The sequence below is a fragment of the Corallococcus sp. Z5C101001 genome, from assembly GCF_007352635.1.
GTDB lineage: Bacteria > Myxococcota > Myxococcia > Myxococcales > Myxococcaceae > Corallococcus > Corallococcus silvisoli.
Map to the genome: position 1 here is coordinate 18,579 of NZ_VKLU01000015.1, position 16,544 is coordinate 35,122.

4 protein-coding genes are annotated in these 16,544 nt (G+C 70.8%); all 4 read right to left on the minus strand.

The window, feature by feature from the left end; genetic code table 11:
- Nucleotides 1–73: 73 nt before the first annotated feature.
- Nucleotides 74–556: a toxin-antitoxin system YwqK family antitoxin gene (locus tag FOF48_RS29740; RefSeq protein ID WP_143907131.1), complete on the minus strand. Its 483-nt coding sequence runs from the start codon at nucleotides 554–556 to the stop codon at nucleotides 74–76.
- A 195-nt stretch (nucleotides 557–751) separates the two neighbouring features.
- Entirely contained in the window at nucleotides 752–1,660 is a 909-nt protein-coding gene (locus tag FOF48_RS29745) for a hypothetical protein (RefSeq protein ID WP_143907133.1), read from the minus strand.
- A gap of 236 nt (nucleotides 1,661–1,896) precedes the next feature.
- Nucleotides 1,897–4,044 carry an adventurous gliding motility protein GltJ gene (gene gltJ / locus FOF48_RS29750; RefSeq protein ID WP_143907135.1) on the minus strand — a complete coding sequence of 716 codons (2,148 nt, stop codon included), beginning with the start codon at nucleotides 4,042–4,044 and terminating at the stop codon, nucleotides 1,897–1,899.
- Between the two features lie 136 nt (nucleotides 4,045–4,180).
- The gene (locus FOF48_RS29755; RefSeq protein WP_143907137.1) at nucleotides 4,181–16,456 is read right to left on the minus strand and encodes a tetratricopeptide repeat protein; all 12,276 of its coding nucleotides are present in this window, start codon (nucleotides 16,454–16,456) and stop codon (nucleotides 4,181–4,183) included.
- Between the last annotated feature and the right edge of the window lie 88 nt (nucleotides 16,457–16,544).

The following is a 16,544-nucleotide window of genomic DNA, read 5'->3' on the forward strand; positions in this document are numbered from 1 at the left end:
TCTAGCCGCTGCTCGAGGCCACAGTCGGCAACCGCGTACCTGCAAGCCAAGCAGGCTGCTTGCCGGACGGAAGCTATCGCGAGGCGACTTCGTGCCCGTCCGTGAACTGCGCCTGGCGGACCACTTGCCCGTCCTCGCTCAGTTCCTGGACCGTGCCATTCCGGAATCCCTTCTGGTACTGCTCGATCATCTTCGGCTTACCGTTGGCGAAGAACTGTACGCGGGTACCGTGATAATCGCCTGAGGCGAATTCGGTTTCACCGGTCTTCACTCCATTGGCGTCCCAGAACGTCCAATGACCCGTGCGGAAGCCGTTCAGATACTGCCCTTCCGACTGCTTCTGCCCATTGGGCCAGTAGTCCACGTAGGTGCCGTGGATCACCGGCTCGCCCACCTTCTGGTTCGCCTTGACGCAGTAGACGGCCTCATCCTTGCCCGCCTTGCCCTTCAAAGAGGTACCTGCGGGGCAGGACAGTTGCACTTCCGCAGCGAGGCTCGTCGCGGAAAAGACCAGTACAGACGCGACGAGGAGTTGGGGAGCCTGCTTCAGAAACATGGATGCTTCCTTTCCTTGCGAGACAGCCAGAGGGCCCACTCAGGGCCACCACCGTCAAGAACGCACGAGCGCTCGGCAAATTCATCCACGGCTATCGGCGAGCGCCATCCTATTCAAACAGAAAGCCCCGTCCCAATCTGCTGGGACGAGGCCTGACAGCTCGAACGAGGCCTATACAGCGAGGCTCGCTAGGCCCTACTTCGACAGCTGGCTGCAGATCTCGTTGCCACCCGTGAAGTACAGGCCCAGCGAGATGGTGGAGATGCTGCCCGGGCAGAAGTTCATCGTGAACGTCGCGCTCTTGCCGTCCGCCGAAGCAGAGTAGCCAGAAGGACGAATCAGGGTCACGCCGTCCTGCTGGTTACCATTCACCGTCACATAGAAGAGGCCCTGGAGCGCGGACTTCTGCGGGGGGAAGGTCCCCGCCGTCTTCGCATAGGCCTTGACCTCGGCCCGAAGCGTGTCGCCGGTGCAGAAAGCCGGAGAAACGACATCCGCGCCCCAAGACAGCTTGGTGATGCTGTAGATGACCGGGCCCGTTGAGGACGACGCGCTCCACACCGGCGTCTTGCCACCCTTGGAAGGATTGAAGTTGTCGCACGAAGGGGCCGGCACGGCAGTGCAGGTGCTGGCGCTGCAGAAGCTGCCGTACGCGCAGGTCGCCTGGCCCTCACCCGTGCAGGTGGTCGCGGCCGGGCTGCACACGCCCGTGGAGATGTTGCAGGTGTTGCCGGTGGCGCAGTCCGTGTCCTTGGTGCAACCCGTGGTGGAGCCGGGCTCCTCGCAGATCTTGGACACGGTGCCGCAGACGAGGCTCGTGGAGCTGTCCTTGTTGCACAGCTGGTTCGTCTGGCACTGGCAGACCTTCTGCGGGCTCGTGGACCCGGCCAGCACGGCGCAGTTCTTCTCCGTGTCGGGGCAGTCCGACCCGCTGTCGCACGTGGTCATACAGACGCTCGCGGCCGTGTTGCAGTAGCCGGTGGAGCAGTCGGTGTCCGCCTTACAGGACTCGACGCCCGGCGTCGTGTCGTCGCCACAGGCCGTCAGCGCCAGGCTCATCGTGCTCAGTGCGGCGAGCATCACCATCATCTTGCGAAGCTGCATTCGGGACTTCCTCCTGGATGGGTTACGTCGCCCGGTGTCTCCGGCCACCTGACTCCAGACACCGGGGTTCAAGTCGAGCGGGCTTTAGTCCTCTCGCTCCAGACGTGTCAACGAGTGTCGACCCTCGTTCCAACGCCTCAAGCCCTGGGAAATTCACTGTTCACGAAAGCACACAGTCCAGACGCACGGCACAACGACATCGCCGTCATACGTGACGGCGATGTCGCTCCTGGCTCTCAGAACGTGAAAGGGAAATCGATGGGGTCGCCCTGCTTCTGGTGCTTCGGGAAGGCCCATCCCTTGATGAGGCCCGTGATGCACGTGGCCATGTAGCTCGTGCGGAACTCGTCCGTGCGGCACGACACGCCCGTCGTCTTGCCGCTCGTCTGGACCGTCCAGCGCATCACCAGCTTGCCGCTGAGCGACGGATCCTTCTGCTTCTGCTCGTTCACACACTTCACGATGGCGGGCTTGTTGTTCAGCACCACCTGCATGATGTCCGACTGCTGCAAGCGCTCCGGCGTGCCGCCTCCAGGCTCGGGCGGGATGTACGCCGTCGCCGTCGGCTTGCCCGCCGGCTTCGCGCTGGACGCGGCCTTCTTCGTGCCGAACAGCTCGTCGAAGTCATCGTCCCCGCCCCCCGAGTTCGACGCGGACGACGACGATGACGAACTCGAAGGCTTCGACACCGTGATCGCGTCGCCATCGTCCTCATCACGCTGGGAGCCACGGCTGCTGCCGGAACCCGTCTTGCGATGGTTGCGCGAGTCCACCCGCGCGACCGCCGTGCCCATGTTCGGCGCCACCGCGGGCTGCACCGCCGCGACGGGCGGAGGCGGAGTCGCGGCCGGAGCCACCGCCACGGCCGGTGCGGTCGCGGGAGGTGTGGCCGCGGCGACAGGGACGGTGCCAGCGGTAGCGGCAGCAGGTGTCACCGCCGCGGTCGCCGGAGCACCCTCGCCAGGCGCCGGGGCCGGAGGGGTCGCCTGCGCCGTGGGCTGCACCGCCGCGGGCGGAGGCTGTACGGCCGCGGGAGGAGGCGGCATGGGAGGCAGCTCCACCTTGGGAGTCGGTGCGGTCGCCACCTGGGCCGGCGGCTCCACGGGGCGCTCGGACGAGTTGCCGCGCGCCACGACGACGACCGCGGCACCGGCCATCACCAGCACCCCGGCGGTCACCGCGATCAGCATGACCGTGCGACCCTTACCACCCGTAGGTGCCGCCGCGGGCGGAGGATAGGCCGCGGGATACCCCTGAGGTGGGTAGCCCTGCGGCTGCTGTCCGTAGGGCATCTGCGCCTGCTGCGGGGGATAGGCCACCGGCTGCGGCTGCGCGTACGGCTGCACCGGCTGCGGTGCATACCCCTGCGGCGGCTGCGGTGCGTAGGCCGAGGGAGCGGCCATTCCCGGCGAGCCTCCCATCATGGCCCCGGCCATCGCGGGCGACGACACCGGCTCCGGCGGCGGCATGGGCACATCCAGCAGACGCGCCTGCGACACCGGCTCGCGCTCCAGCGAGGGCGCCGGACGCGGCGGCGGCTTGGTGAGGGCGTCGTTCTCCTCCTTCACCAGCGAGGCCAGCACGCTCGCGGCTGAGGGCTTCCAGCCGACCGGCTCCTCGGCCACGGCCGAACTGCCACCCAGGCCCGGACGGGAGCTGCCCGCGCTGAAGGCGGACTCCACCGGCCCCGCGGGAATCACCGGCGACGACGTGGAGACCGGCGCGGGCGCGACGATGACCGGCTTGGCCGGCCGCGGCGCCAGCACCGACGCCAGCTCCGCCGTCTCCGACAGCGGAATCCAGTCACTGAAGCCCGAACGCCAGCAGAGGTTGTCCGGGCCCACTTCGCCTCGGTCCCAGGCGTCCTTCACCTTCTCCACCGACCAGGGGCCCACCTGCTTCTCGTCGATGGCGACGTACCACTCATGCGACGAGGCGGCCTTCGCGTCCTCGGGCGACGGCTCCGCGGACTCGGCTTCGGCGAGCTTGCGCACCGCCTCCGCCTTCGCGGCCTTGGCCTCCGCCTCCGCTTCCGCGGCCTTGATCTTCTGCGAGCCGGTGCTCAGCACCTGGTCGAAGACCGCTCCAATCTCGTCCTCTTCCACGTCGGTGAAGAGGCCGCCCTCCGGCGGCGTGCCCAGCGTGGCGGGCAGCCCCGTGCCGGACGACTCCACGATGCGCGGAGCATTCGCATCCGCCCCGCCGCTCTTGGCCTCCGGCGACGCGGCAGCCTCCGCCCCTCCCTCCTTCGCCGCCGATGCTCCTGCGGGCCTCACCAGGATGGTGTGACCACACTTCTTGCAACGAAGCTTGACCCCCTTGGGGCCAACCTTGTCGTCGCTGATCATGTACTGGGCGCGGCAGCTGTCGCAGACGAAACGCATCGTTCCCGTAAGCCTCAGAAATGACGGGCGAAATCCCGTCGGAATCGTAGAAGTGGCCACCGGGTGAGATCAAGGACGCCGGCCTCGAACGCCCGCCTGCTTTCAACGCGTGAACCCTCGCCCCGGTCTGAGGGCCCTACTTTCGCACCTGGACTTCCACGTGTGTGCCAACGGCCACACGCAGCTCGTGGAGGTCCTCGGAGGTGGCGAACACCAGCAACTCCCGCAGCTTGGTGCGCGGGACGACCCGGAACGACGAGCCCGTCTCACCCTGCACCATGCGGCGCACGGGCTCCAGTTCGCCCGCGGCGAAGAGGCCCGCGCGCGACGCGGTGAGCTCCGCGCCCTCCAGCCACGTGCGCACATCCTGCGGCGTCGCCGTGGGCAGGTAGGCCCGCGCGACCTTCGCCAGGGCGGCCCGGTCCGGCTCGCTCAGGCTCTTCTGGAGCAGCTGCCGTTCGGCGTCCACCAGGCGCGGATCCACCGTGAAGCGCACGTTGCCCACCACCAGGCTGAGCGCCGCCTGCACCACGGCCTCCAGCCGCTCGGGCGCGACGCGCTGGCTGAACGCCAGCTCCGGACGGGCCAGGGCCAGCGTACGACCCAGGAGGTAGTACACCTCCTTCTGCCCCTGTTCCGCGAAGTACTTGCCGCCCACACGCACGCACGCGGGATGCGTCTGGAGCAAGTCCACGTTGACGAGCGGTTCGGGCGCCGGTTCGTTGGAGCGCTTCGCCAACCGCTCGCGCGTGGCCACGAGGAAGGGCGAGTACAGCTCCACCGCCTCCATGCCGAAGAGCCGCGCGACGTAGCGGTAGTGGTTGACGTGGTACTCCTGCGCCGTCGCCACGTCGATGCGGTGGCGCTTGGGGACCAGCTGGTACTGCGGGAAGGGCACCGCGTACAGGTGCCCCGCCTTCTCGAAGAGCAGGCCCAGGAGCTCCGACAGCGGCCCGCGCACCTTCGGGTGGAAGAGCGCGGTCTGCCACAGCCGGTCCGTCAGCGGGCGCTGCGCCAGTTCCTTCTTCTTCGCGTAGGGCCCCAGCTTGGTGAGGATCTCCTGCTCGTCCTCGCCTGCCTCGCCCAGCAGGCCTGACACCGCCTGCGCTGCGAGCCACGCGGCGTCGTAGTCCTTGCGCACCGCGGACAGCCGCACCAGGTGCCCCACCACCTTGCGAGCGTTCTCCGTGTGCGGCAGCGCGCGGCGCAGCGCCACGATGGCCTCTTCTTCACGGCCCGGCATCTGCCCCGCGACTTCCGCGAACAACTCCTGGATGGACGCGTCGTCCGGCAGCCCCTTCGCCGCGACGCCATAGGCGGCCACCGCGCCTTCCGGGTGCTTGAGCACCTGGAGGTACAGGTCGCCCAGCGCGCGCCACAGCGTCATGCGCGCCGGGTGCGTATCCGGCGTCTTGGGCAGGCGCGCGAGCATGCGCGTGTAGTTCTCCTCCAGCACCTTCCACTGGCGCGCGCCGCCGAGCATCGCCTCCAGCGCGCTGAAGGCCTCCACGAAGCGGTGGTCCAGGTCGAGCGCGGCGTTGAAGGCCTGCGTCGCGCCCTCCACGTCCTTCAGCTCGTCGCGGCGGATCTCACCGAGCGCGAACCACACGCGCTTGGCCTTGTGCGGTTCGGAGGTGAGTGCGGACAGGGACAGCATGCGGCCCAGCACGTCCGCGGCCTTCTGGCCCTGACGCGTCTCGCGCAGCAGGCGGTAGAGCGCGTCCATCACCTCCGGCGCTTCCGGCTGCACCTTGAGGGCGCCCGTGAACGCGTCGATGGCCATGTACGGGTCGTGCAGCTCGTCGCGCGCGATGCGGCCCAGCTCCAGGTAGACCTTGACCTTGGCCTCGCCCTCCAGGCTTTTGACGAGATCCTGGCGCAGCTCCGCGGACTTCTCGTAGCGGCCCGCCTTGTCCATCAGCGTCACCAACGCGCGCAGCGTCGGTTCGTGCTGCGGGTCGATGGCGAGCGCCTTCTCGAAGTGGTTCTGCGCGCGGTCCGTCTGGCCGAGCGCGGCGTGCACGTCCCCCAGCTGCCAGTAGACCTCCACCACCTCCAGGTCGGTCAGCTCCTCGCGGTGGTGGATGAGGATGGTCTGGAAGACCTTGAGCGCGTCCTCGTACCGCTTCGCCTGCACCAGCAGGTTGCCGTAGCCCTCCAGCGAGGGGAGGTAGGTGGCATCCAGGCCATAGGCCTTCTCATACGAGGCCAGGGCCTTGTCGCGCCGGCCCAGCTTCTCCGTCACGTAGCCCAGCCGGTAGAGCTGGCGGCAGAGGTCCTGCGCGATGGCGGCGTCCTTCTCCGCCATGGCCTTCTCCGCCATCTTGCGCGTGACGATGTCGAGCATCCGCTCCGCGGACGACCAGTCCTCGCGCGCGATGTAGACGTCCGCCAGCGGGCGCGCGGCCTCCAGGCTGTCCGGGACGTGCTTGAGCGTCTCCTCCCAGTAGGGCGTGGCCGTCTCGCGGTCCTCACGCGTCTCCGCGTGGTAGCGCGCGACATCCAGCAGCGCGCGCGCCTTGGCCGCCGGATCATCCGTCTGCTGCGCCTCCTGCAAGAGCGTCTGCTCGTAACCGCCCCAGTCCTTCTCCTGCTCCTGGATGCCCTTGAGGGCGCGGATGGTGGGCAGGTGGCCCGGGTCGATGGCGAGCGCCTGCTGGTACGCGTTCCGCGCGCTCGACATGTCCGACAGCATGTCCTCGTTGATCTTCCCCAGCCGGTGCCACAGCTCCACCGCCGCGGGGTTGCTGCCCACGACCTCCGCTTCCTTCTGGAGCATCTCCAGCGCGAAGGGCCAGTTGCCGCTGCGCTCGTAGAGGTTGCCCAGGGCGTGCAGCGCCTGACGGGACTCCGGGTCCGTGGCGAGCGCCGCGTGGTAGCTGTTCACCGCGCGGTCCACCACCTTGAGCTGCTGGTACTGGACGTTGCCGATCTCCACGTACAGCTCCGCCTGCTCCTGCGGGCTGGTGGCGAGCGCGAGCTGCCGCTCGTACGCGAGGATGAGGTCCTCCCACCGGGCCTGCGCGCGGCGCAGCCGGATGAGGGACTTGATGGCCGGCACGTTCTGCGGGTCGATGGAGAGCACGCCCTCCACGCATGCGTCCGCGTTGGCCGGGTTCTGGTACGTGTCCTCCCAGATGGTCGCGCTGCGGAAGAGGACGCGGACCTTCTCGCGGTAGTCCTGGCTCAGCTCCAGCATCCGCTCGTAGATGGCGAGCAGGTCCGCCGGCTGATCCAACCGCGTGTGCAGCCGCTCCAGTGACTCCAGCGCCTCACGGTTGACGGGGTCGAACTCCAAGGCCATGCGGAACGCGGAGACTGCGGACTCATCATCCTTGAGGTCGCGCTCGTAGACGGTCGCCACCTCCACCTGGATGCGCGCACGCTCTTCGTTGGAGGCCGCGAGATCGCGGGCCCGGAGCAGCGTGGTGGTCACGTCGCGGAACGCGTTTCCACGCCGGTACAGGCGCGTCAGGACGCCCAGCGTCTCCAGGTCCGGCTCCAGCTCCAGCGCGCGAAGCAGGGCGCTGGCCGCCTCGGTGGGATCCTCCAACGTCTCGTCCCAGACCCGGGCGATCTCCTTGAGGATGCCCTTGCGCGCCTCGATGGAGCCCGCGGCCTCCAGCTTCTGCTCCAGCGCGACGACGTACTCCCGGTCCCGCCCACGCCGCTGGAACACCGCGGCCAGACCATCCAGCGCGGTGGCGTTGGTGGGGTCGAACTCGAGGATCTTGCGGAACGCGGCCTCCGCGGCCTGCGGATCATCCAGGCGCGTGTCATGGATGCGCGCGAGCGTGGCGTACAGACGCTCCGCGAGCGGGCCCCTCGGCAGTTCGTCCGCGACCTCCTCGTAGACCGCCGCCAGCTCCTCGTGGCTGCCCGTCTCATCCGCGAGGCGCTCCACCTCTTCGCGAAGCGCGTCCTCCGTCGCGTCCAGCTGCAGCGCACGGCACAGCGCCAGGAAGGCCACGTCCTTCTGGCCCAGACGCTCCTCCTGCACCCGCGCGATTTCGCGCAGGGCCGCCAGCTTCTCCTCGTCGGTGACGAGGTTGGGCATGTAGCGGTCCATCACCGTGGCGTACGCGCGCCAGTCGTTGTGCGTCCGGTACAGCGTGCACACGCGCTCGTAGGCGGTGCGGTTGGCCGGGTCGAGCTCCAGCACCTTCTCCAGCGCGCCCGCGGACAGCTCGGGCTTGCCGCCCTGCCCTTCCCACAGCTCCGCGACGGTGAAGTACGCGGCGATGGCGGGGTCGCGCTCCTCTGTCGCCAGGTGCACCTGGACCTTGAGCTCCAGGGCCCGCACGGCGTCGTTCCACGCGCGCAGCGACACGGACAGCGCGTACACGCGCTCCAGGTCGGAGACGACGTGCGGCTCCACTTCCAGCGCGCGGCGGGCCGCGTCCAGCGACTCCTCGCGCCGGCCCATGCCCGCGAGCACCTCCGCCATCCGCAGGCGCAGCGCCTTCACCCCGTCGCTGTTCTCCTGCAGCGGGATGAGGCGACGCAGCACGCCCACCAACTCCTCGCGCTGGCCCGTCTCGTCGTACAGCTCGCGCAGCGTGTCCAGCACGCCGCGGTGTCGCGCGTCGCGGTCCAGCGCCGCCTTGAAGTACGGCACCGCCGCGTCCGGCTGCTTGAGCAGGCGGTACACCACGCGGCCCAGCCGCTCGTTGAGCCGCACCACCTCGCGCGGGTCCAACGTGTGGGCCAGACGGCCCTCGAGCAGTTCGCGCAATTCCTGCGGACGGTCGGCGCGCTCGTACAGCGACTCCAGCGCGGAGAAGACCTGCTCGTTGCGCGGGTTCTTCGCCAGCAGCTCGCGGTACAGCTCGATGGAGCGGCCCAGGTCGGACAGCCCCTCGGCGGACACCTGCGCCATCTTCCCGAGCACGCGGTCGCGCTCGCTGCCGGACACCTTGTCCGCCTGGAGCTTCAGGATGCCGTACAGCTTCTCAGAGGCACCCGCGCCCTCGTAGATGCCCTCCAGGAGCCGCGCCGAGGCGAGGTGCCCCGGATCCAGCGCGAGGATGGCCTCGTAGGCCCCCGCCGCGCGATCCGGGCTGTCCATCCGCTCCTGGTAGAGCTGCCCCAGGCGGAAGAGGAAGCCAATCTTGTCCACCGGGTTGGCCGCGCCGGTCGCCAGCGCCTCCATCACGCCGGCCAGCTCCGGCCACGCCTCCAGGTGCAGGTAGAGGCGATCCAACGCGACGAGCGACCGCTCCTGCACCGACGCGTGCAACGTGCGCGCACGCTCGAAGTAGGACACCGCGCGGTCCGGATCGCGGAGGCGCGTCTCCAGGACCTGCCCCAGCTTGAGGCACACCTGGGCCGCGTCGGCGGCCTCGGCGATGCGCGGGAGGGCTTCTTCGTAGAGCACCACCAGTTCGTCGTAGCTGCCCGCGACGTCGGTGGCGTTCTCCAGGCGGCGGCGGACCTCGCTGTCGTTCGGGTCCTCCTTGAAGCCGCGGTAGAGCGCGAGGAAGGCCAGCTCCCCCTCGCCCTGCGTCTCGCGCAGCGTGGCCAGCTCGCCGAGCAGCTGCTTGCGCTCGATGGCGTCCGGCGACACGCCCACGCGCGTTTCAATCAGCTGCGCCAGCCGCATGACGTCGCCGCTCGCGCGGAAGGCGCGCAGCAGCGTCTCCACCGCGAGCAGGTTCTGGGGCTCGCGCGCCACCAGCGCTTCCATGCGACCCACCGCGCCCGGGTGGTTGGGCTGCACGGCCAGCACCTCGCCGTACAGCGACAGCGCGCCCGTCTTGTCGAGCAGCTTGGACTCGCGCACCGTCGCGAGGCGGAACTTCAGCTCCAGGCCCTCCTCCGGCGGCATCAGCGCGATGCGCCGAGCGAGGACGTCCGCGAGCTCGGGCCAACGCTCCTGCTTCTGGCAGAGCCCGTCCATCCGCGACAGCGCCACCGCGTCGTCCGGCTGAAGCTCCAGCAGCCGCCGGAAGGTGGCCAGCGCGCCCAGCGGATCCTTGAGCTGCTCCTCCTGCAACGCGCCGATCTGGTGCAGCACCGCCGCGCGCCGCGACGGATCCTCCGACAGCGCGAGCTGACGGCGCAGCACCTCCAGCAGCTCCGACGGACGGCCCTGCGAGGCCACCAGCCGCGCGGTGCCATCCAGCGCCTCGTTGTCCGTGGGCTTGAGCTCCAGCACGCGCTTCCACGACTGCAGCGCCTCCGCCGGCTCGCCCAGGTCCACCTGCAGCCGCGCGAGCGCGCGGTACAGCTCCGCGCGGGCCGCGTCGCTGGCCTTGGGGGCCACCTCCGCCAGCACCGCGCACAGCTCCTCGGGCGCTTCCGCCTTGTCCACCAGCGACACGCAGAGCTCCAGCGAGCGCGGATCCTCCGGCAGCTCGCGCAGCGCGCGCGTGGCGGAGAGGAACGCCATCTCCGCGTTCTCCAGCGCGGAGGCGTAGATCTCCGCGATGCGGCGCAGGAGCGCGGCCCGCTCCTGGGGCACGGCCTCCGCGGAGGCGCGCGACTCCAGCATCTCCACCTGCTTCAGGTGGTTGCCCACCGACGCGAAGATCGGCTCCAGGGCGCTCGCCGCGGCGCCACGCAGCGGGCTGTCCGAGCGCGCCAGCTCCTCCAACGCCCCCACCGCGCCCGGGTGGCCCGCGCGCCGCGCGAGCACCGCCTGATACAGCTCCAGGGCGCCACGCGGATCATCCAGGCGAGACACCTTCAGGCGCCCCAGGCGCACCCGCAGGTCGGAGGCCTCTTCCTGCGCGTCGCGCGCATCCGCCATCTGGATTTCGCGCTCGACGTGCTGCGCGAGCTCCGCCCAGCGCTCCATGTCCGCGAGCACGCGGCCCAGCAGCTTCAGCGCGTTGGCGTTCTCCGGGCGGCGCTCCAGGACCTCACGGTACGCCTGCGCCGCGAGCGACTTGTCCGCCAGCGTCTCCTCGGCCAGATGCGCCAGCTCGAAGAGCAGGTTGATCTGCGAGGAGGGGTTCACTTCCGCGGCCACCTGCCGGCGCATGACGAGCGCCAGCTCCCGGTGCGCGCCCGTGCGACGGTGCACGCGGGCGATGGCCTCCAACACCGGCTTGTTCATCGGGTCGCGCCGGCTCACCTGCTCCAGCGCGCGCACGGCCAGGTCATAGCGCTTCAGGCGGTTGTCATAGATGGCCGCCAGACGCCGCCACAGGTCGCCCGCCAGGGGCTCCGCGGGGTCGCGCTCCAGCTGATCCTCGTAGGCCGCCGCCACTTCCTCGAAGGAGCCCGAGTCCGCAGCGAGCCGCTCCAGTTCGTCACGAACCCCCGCCTCCGACGGCTGCTCGTTGAACGCTCGCAGGCGCGCGACGAAGGCCAGCGACGTCTGGCCCAGTCCCTCGCGCAGGATGGCGATCTCCTGCAGCCGCTCCAGGCGCTTCTCCGGCGGGACACCCGGCAGGAGCACTTCCAGCACGTCCACCAGCTTCCGCGTGTCGTTGAGGCCGCGGTAGACGGGCTCCAGCAGCCGCGCCGCCTCCAGCCGGGGACTGTCGTGCGCGAGCAGGCGCTCCAGGCCCGCCACCACCTGATTGTCGCCCGGCGACAGCTCCAGCAGCCGGCGGTACACCGGCAGCGCTTCGGAGGGACCGACTTCCTTCTCCAGCAGCTGCGCGCGGCGAAGCAGGTACGCGCGCCGGCCGGGTTCATCCGGCGCGAGCTCCGCGAGCTGATCCAACACGTCCGCCTGCTCCACGAAGCGGCGCGTCTTCGCGTACAGCTTGTCGAGCGCCAGCAGCCCTTCCGGCACCTTGCTGAGAGCCAGCGCGGAGCGAAGGACTTCGATGGCCTTCGCGTCCTCCCCCGCGCTCGCGTAGGCCTCGCCCGCCTTGAGCAGCAGGCCCAGCCGTGTCTCCGGATCCGTGGCGAGCTGCGACTGGCGGGCGTACACCTCCGACAGGCTCTTCGCGTTCTGGCCCTTCTCGTACAGCCGGGACAGCGCCTCCAGCGCCTGACGGTCCTGCGGCGCGTCCGCCAACAGGTTCTTCCAGAGGCGCGTGGCCTCCTCGGGCTGATCCAGTCCCTCGCGCAGCTCCGCCGCGCGGCGCAGCAGATCCAACGCCACCGGGTCACCGGAGGTGAGGTCCACCGCGGCGCTCTCGTAGATCTCCGCCAGCACCTCGTGGCTGCCCGTCTCGCGCGCCAGCCGCTCCAGGTCCGGACGCACGCCCTCGCGGTCCAGGCCGTTGGCGAACGCCTTCACCGACGCCATGAACGCGAGCGACGGCTGCTGCATGTCGCGCTCGTAGATGCGGCGAATCTCCCCGGCGAGGATGATCTTCTCCACCGTGAGCGCGGACTCCATCCGCGTCTCGCGCAGCGCCACCCGGCGGGCATGGTCGCCCACCTGCGCCAGCACCTTGTCCAGCACCTCCAGCGCCGCGCCGCTGGTCGGCACCGCCGCCTTCACCCAAGCCTCCAGCGCGGCCCTCGCGCCCGGGTGGCCGGGGTCCTCGGTCAGGATGCGCTTGTAGAGCCCCAGCGCCGCGTTGGCGTCGTCCAGCACCGTGCGCAACAGCTCCGCCAGGCGGAAGGACACCTCACGCCCCTGCGGGCTCTGGCCCTCCTGGTTGCGCCGCAGCGCGAGCGTCCACGCCAGGTCCTTGGGACGGTTGAGGTCCGTGTAGAGACGGTCCAGCGCCGTCGCGGCCTCGCGCTGCGCGGGGTCGCGCTCCGCGATGGCACGCCACGCGGAAGCGGCGCTCTCCTTGTCGGTGAGCTTCGCCTCGTGCAGGAGCGCGGCCTCGCGCAGGCACACCAGCTGATCCGCAGGCTCTTGCGTGGCAGCGGCCAGCTTCTCCAGCACCTCCGCCAGCGCCGCCCACTCCTCACCCGCGCGGTGCAGCCGCTGCAGTGCCCGCAGGCTGTCGAGGTTGCCCGGCTCCAGCTCCAGCAACGCGCGCAGGGCCTTCACCGCCCCGGGCCGGTCATCGAGCTTCTTCTCCTGCACCTCCGCCAGCTCGCGCAGCAGCGCCGCGCGCGACTGACCGATGTCGCCCTCCTCCGTCAGCTCGACGAGGATCTCCGCGAAGCTGTCGACCGAATCCGCGTCCTCCGCGGCCTGTCGCGCGGCGGCCCGCAGGCCCGCGTCCGCCGGGGCCAGACGCATCGCCCGCGCGAGCGACGCGAAGGCCAGCTCCGGCTGCCGCAGGTGCGCCAGGTGCACCTGGGCCGCGTAGCGCAGCGCCTGCACCCGCCCCGCGTCATCGCGCGCCACTTCGGAGAGCACGTCCAGCGTCGCCACCAGCTTGCGGTGCTCCTTGGTGCGCTCGTACGCGGGAATCAGCGCGCGCGCCGCCGCCTCGCGCGACGGGCCCGAGGCCAGCATCGCCTCAAGCGCCGCGAGCGCGTCCGGATCCGACGGACGCTGCCGCAGCAGGTCCGCGTAGCTCTGCACCGCCTCCGCGCTGCCGTCCTGCGACCCCTGCAACAGCTGCGCGCGGCGCAGCTTCAGCCGCGACACGTGGTCCGCGTCCCCCGCCGTCTCCGCCAGGCCAATCATCCGCGCCAGGGTGTCCCCCAGCTCGCGGCTCATGCCCGCCTTCTCGTAGAGCTCCGCCAGGCGCGACAGGTGCCGGCCCTCCTCGCCACCGTGGGTGATGGCGGACTGGAGCGCTTCCGCGGCCTGCTGCGGCCGGCCCAGCTCGACGTTGAGGTCCACGAGGCGCAGGAGCAGCTCCAACCGCTCCGGGCCCCGCGTGGCGTGGATGCGCTTGCGCAGCAGCGTCTCCGCGTCCGCCGACCGGCCCGCGCGCCCATACAGCCGCACGAGGCGCTGGAGCACCTGCGGCGACTCGGGCGAGCGCGACAGCGCGGCCTCCAGCGCGGTGATGGCCTCCGCCGCCATCCCGCCCTCCTCCGCCAGCACCGACGCCTCGGAGAGCAGCTGCACGGCCAGGACCGGATCCTCGGACTCCGTGGCGAGCGTGCGCAGCACCCGGCCCAGCTCGGCGTGCGCGGACAGGTCGCGCGCGAGGCGCGCCGTCTCCGCGCGGCCCGACTCATCCTTGGGCTCCTCGCGCACCATGCGCAGCCGCGTATCGAACGCGGCGCGGCTGTCCGCGAGCTGCTTCTCGTGGATGCCGGCCAGCACGGTCAGCAAGCGCTTGCGCGTCGGCGCGTCCGTCGTGGAGTCCAGCTGCTGCTGGAGCGCGGCCACCTGCCGCTGATGATCACCCGTGCGACCGTAGTGGTTCGCCAGCGCCTCGGTCAGCTCGGGCGTGCGCACGCCGCCAGCCGCGAGCCGCTCCAGCCCCCCCACCACCACGCCGGTGGACACGTTCTCCGCCAGCAGCGCCAGGAACAGGTCCGCCGCGTCCTCCTGGCGGTTCAGGCGCTCCGCGTACAGCTTCGCCTGCCGCGCGGTCCACTCGTTGCGCTCCAGCTGCGACTCGGACAGCGTCGACAGCTTGCCCGCCAGGGTCGCCGCCTCGTCGAACTTCGACAGCGCCACGCACAGCGCCTGCAACCGCTGCAAGGCCTGGGTGTCCTCGGGGGCCAGCTGCACCCACTGGCGCACCAGCGGCTCCAGCTCCACGGGCGACGCACCGGACGCTTCACGCCGCGCGATGTCCGTCTCCAGCCGCGTCTTCGGATCATCCGCGAGCGCGGCGACCGCCTGCAGCGACTTCACCGCTTCGCTCGCCGCGGAGTCTCCCGGCACGCGCGAGAGCACCTCGCGCCACGCGGCCTCCGCGCGCACGGGATCCGCCAGCGGCCCCTGGAGCAGCTGCGCCAGGTGCCGCCACAGCGCCACCGCCACGGCCGGGGGCGTCGCCCCCTGCGCGGCACGCAGCAGCGCGTGCGCCAGCGCTGGCTGGGCGTTGGCCTTCTCCGCGTGCTCCACCACCGTGTTGAGCAGCAGCGGCCGTCCCGGCTCCAGCTCCAGCGCGCGCGCCAGCACCTCGAAGGCACCGCGCGCGTTCTCCTGCTCCTCGAACATCAGCGCCAGCGCCTCACAGAACGCCACGCGCTCGGCGCGCGGACGCGGCGCGAGCATGGCCAGCTCCAGGAGCGGCAGCACTTCGTCCAACTTCTCGTCCTCCGCCAGCAGGCGCGACAGTTGGAAGGCCGCGAGCGCGTTGGTGGGCTCCAGCTTCAGCGCCGCCTCCAGGTGCGCGCGCGACGCGTCCGCGTCCTGCAGCTGCTGCATGCACAGGTCCGCCAACCGCAGGCGCAGGCTCGCCTGCTGCGAGCGGTCCTTCACCGTTCCCAGGTAGCGCTCCAGCGTGGCCACCGCGTCCGCGTAGCGCTCCTGGCCCAGCATCAGCTCCGCGGCGAGGCTGGCCGCGTCCGCACGCGACGCGTCCGCCGCCACGGCCCTCTCGAAGGCGGCCAGCGCCCCGGCGGAGTCGTTCATCCGCCCCAGCTTCAGCGTGCCCACGCGCAGCCACAGGTCCACCTGCGCCGTGCGGTCCTTCGCCTCGCCCGCCATCGCCTCCAGCTGCGCGATGGCCGGCCCGTGGTCACCCGCGCGCGCCGCCATCCGCTCGATGAGCGTGAGCGCTTCGGGCATGCCCGGCCACAACAGGAAGCAGCGGTCCAACGCCTCCTTCACCTTCGCGGTGGACCCCGGGTCGTACCAGGCGAACAGCTTCGCCACGAGCAGCGACAGGCGCGCGGCGCTCTTGCGGTCGCGCTCCTCCAGCGACATGCCGCGCAGCATGCGCACCTTGTCGCGCCACACCTGCTCGAAGCGCTGCATCGCCCGCGTGGCCTTCTCCGCGCGCGCGTTCTGCGGGTCCAGCTCGCGCGCCACGTCCAGCACCTGCTGCGCCAGCGCGTGCTCGGTGGGGTCATCCACCAGCCGCTCCGCGAGCGCGGCGTACTCCTCCGCCATCCCCGCGTCGCCCAGCGCCGCGCGCTCGCGCTGCAGCGCCTCGAAGGCCGGCTGGAAGCGCTCCTCGGACAACAACAGCTGGCGCACCCGCCGGAACGTCGCGCGGTCCGGCTTCACCCGCGCCGCGCGCTGCAGGCACAGCACCGCGCGATCTCGACGGAAGAGCTTCTGCTCGTACAGGTCCGCGGCCTTCAGGTAGTGGCCCGCGCTCTCCTCCCCCTGCGTGGCGGCGCCCAGCCGCTCCAGCACGTCCACCAGCGACGACGAGTCCTGGCGGATCTCATGCAGTCGCTTGAGACCTCGCAACGCGGGCATCGGGTCCCTGGCCACCAGCAGCGCCCGCTTGAGCAGATCCTCCGCGCGCGGCGCGTTGCGCTGCCGCTCGTGAGCGAGCTCCGCCGCGCGGCAGAGCAGGCGAGTCGCCTCGTCCGTGGGCACGTCCCGCGAGCGCCCCTCGTACAGACGGATCAGCTCCTCGACCCGGCCCGTCTTCTCCAGGGCCGCTTCGGTCTCGACGAAGGAACGGTCATCGGTCACACGCAGCGTGGGACGCGCAGGGGTGGAAGGCTGTTCCATGATGCTCGTTGGCCAAGGGGGGGAATGAAACGAGGGCGCCAGCGGCCGGAGTGTACCGGCCGCGGGCGCCCCCGGGCAATCAAGCAAA

Bases quoted from the DNA above. Each gene is read 5' to 3' on its own strand.
- FOF48_RS29740 (WP_143907131.1), bottom strand. From the start codon at position 556: ATGTTTCTGAAGCAGGCTCCCCAACTCCTCGTCGCGTCTGTACTGGTC.
- FOF48_RS29745 (WP_143907133.1), bottom strand. From the start codon at position 1,660: ATGCAGCTTCGCAAGATGATGGTGATGCTCGCCGCACTGAGCACGATG.
- gltJ (WP_143907135.1), bottom strand. From the start codon at position 4,044: ATGCGTTTCGTCTGCGACAGCTGCCGCGCCCAGTACATGATCAGCGAC.
- FOF48_RS29755 (WP_143907137.1), bottom strand. From the start codon at position 16,456: ATGGAACAGCCTTCCACCCCTGCGCGTCCCACGCTGCGTGTGACCGAT.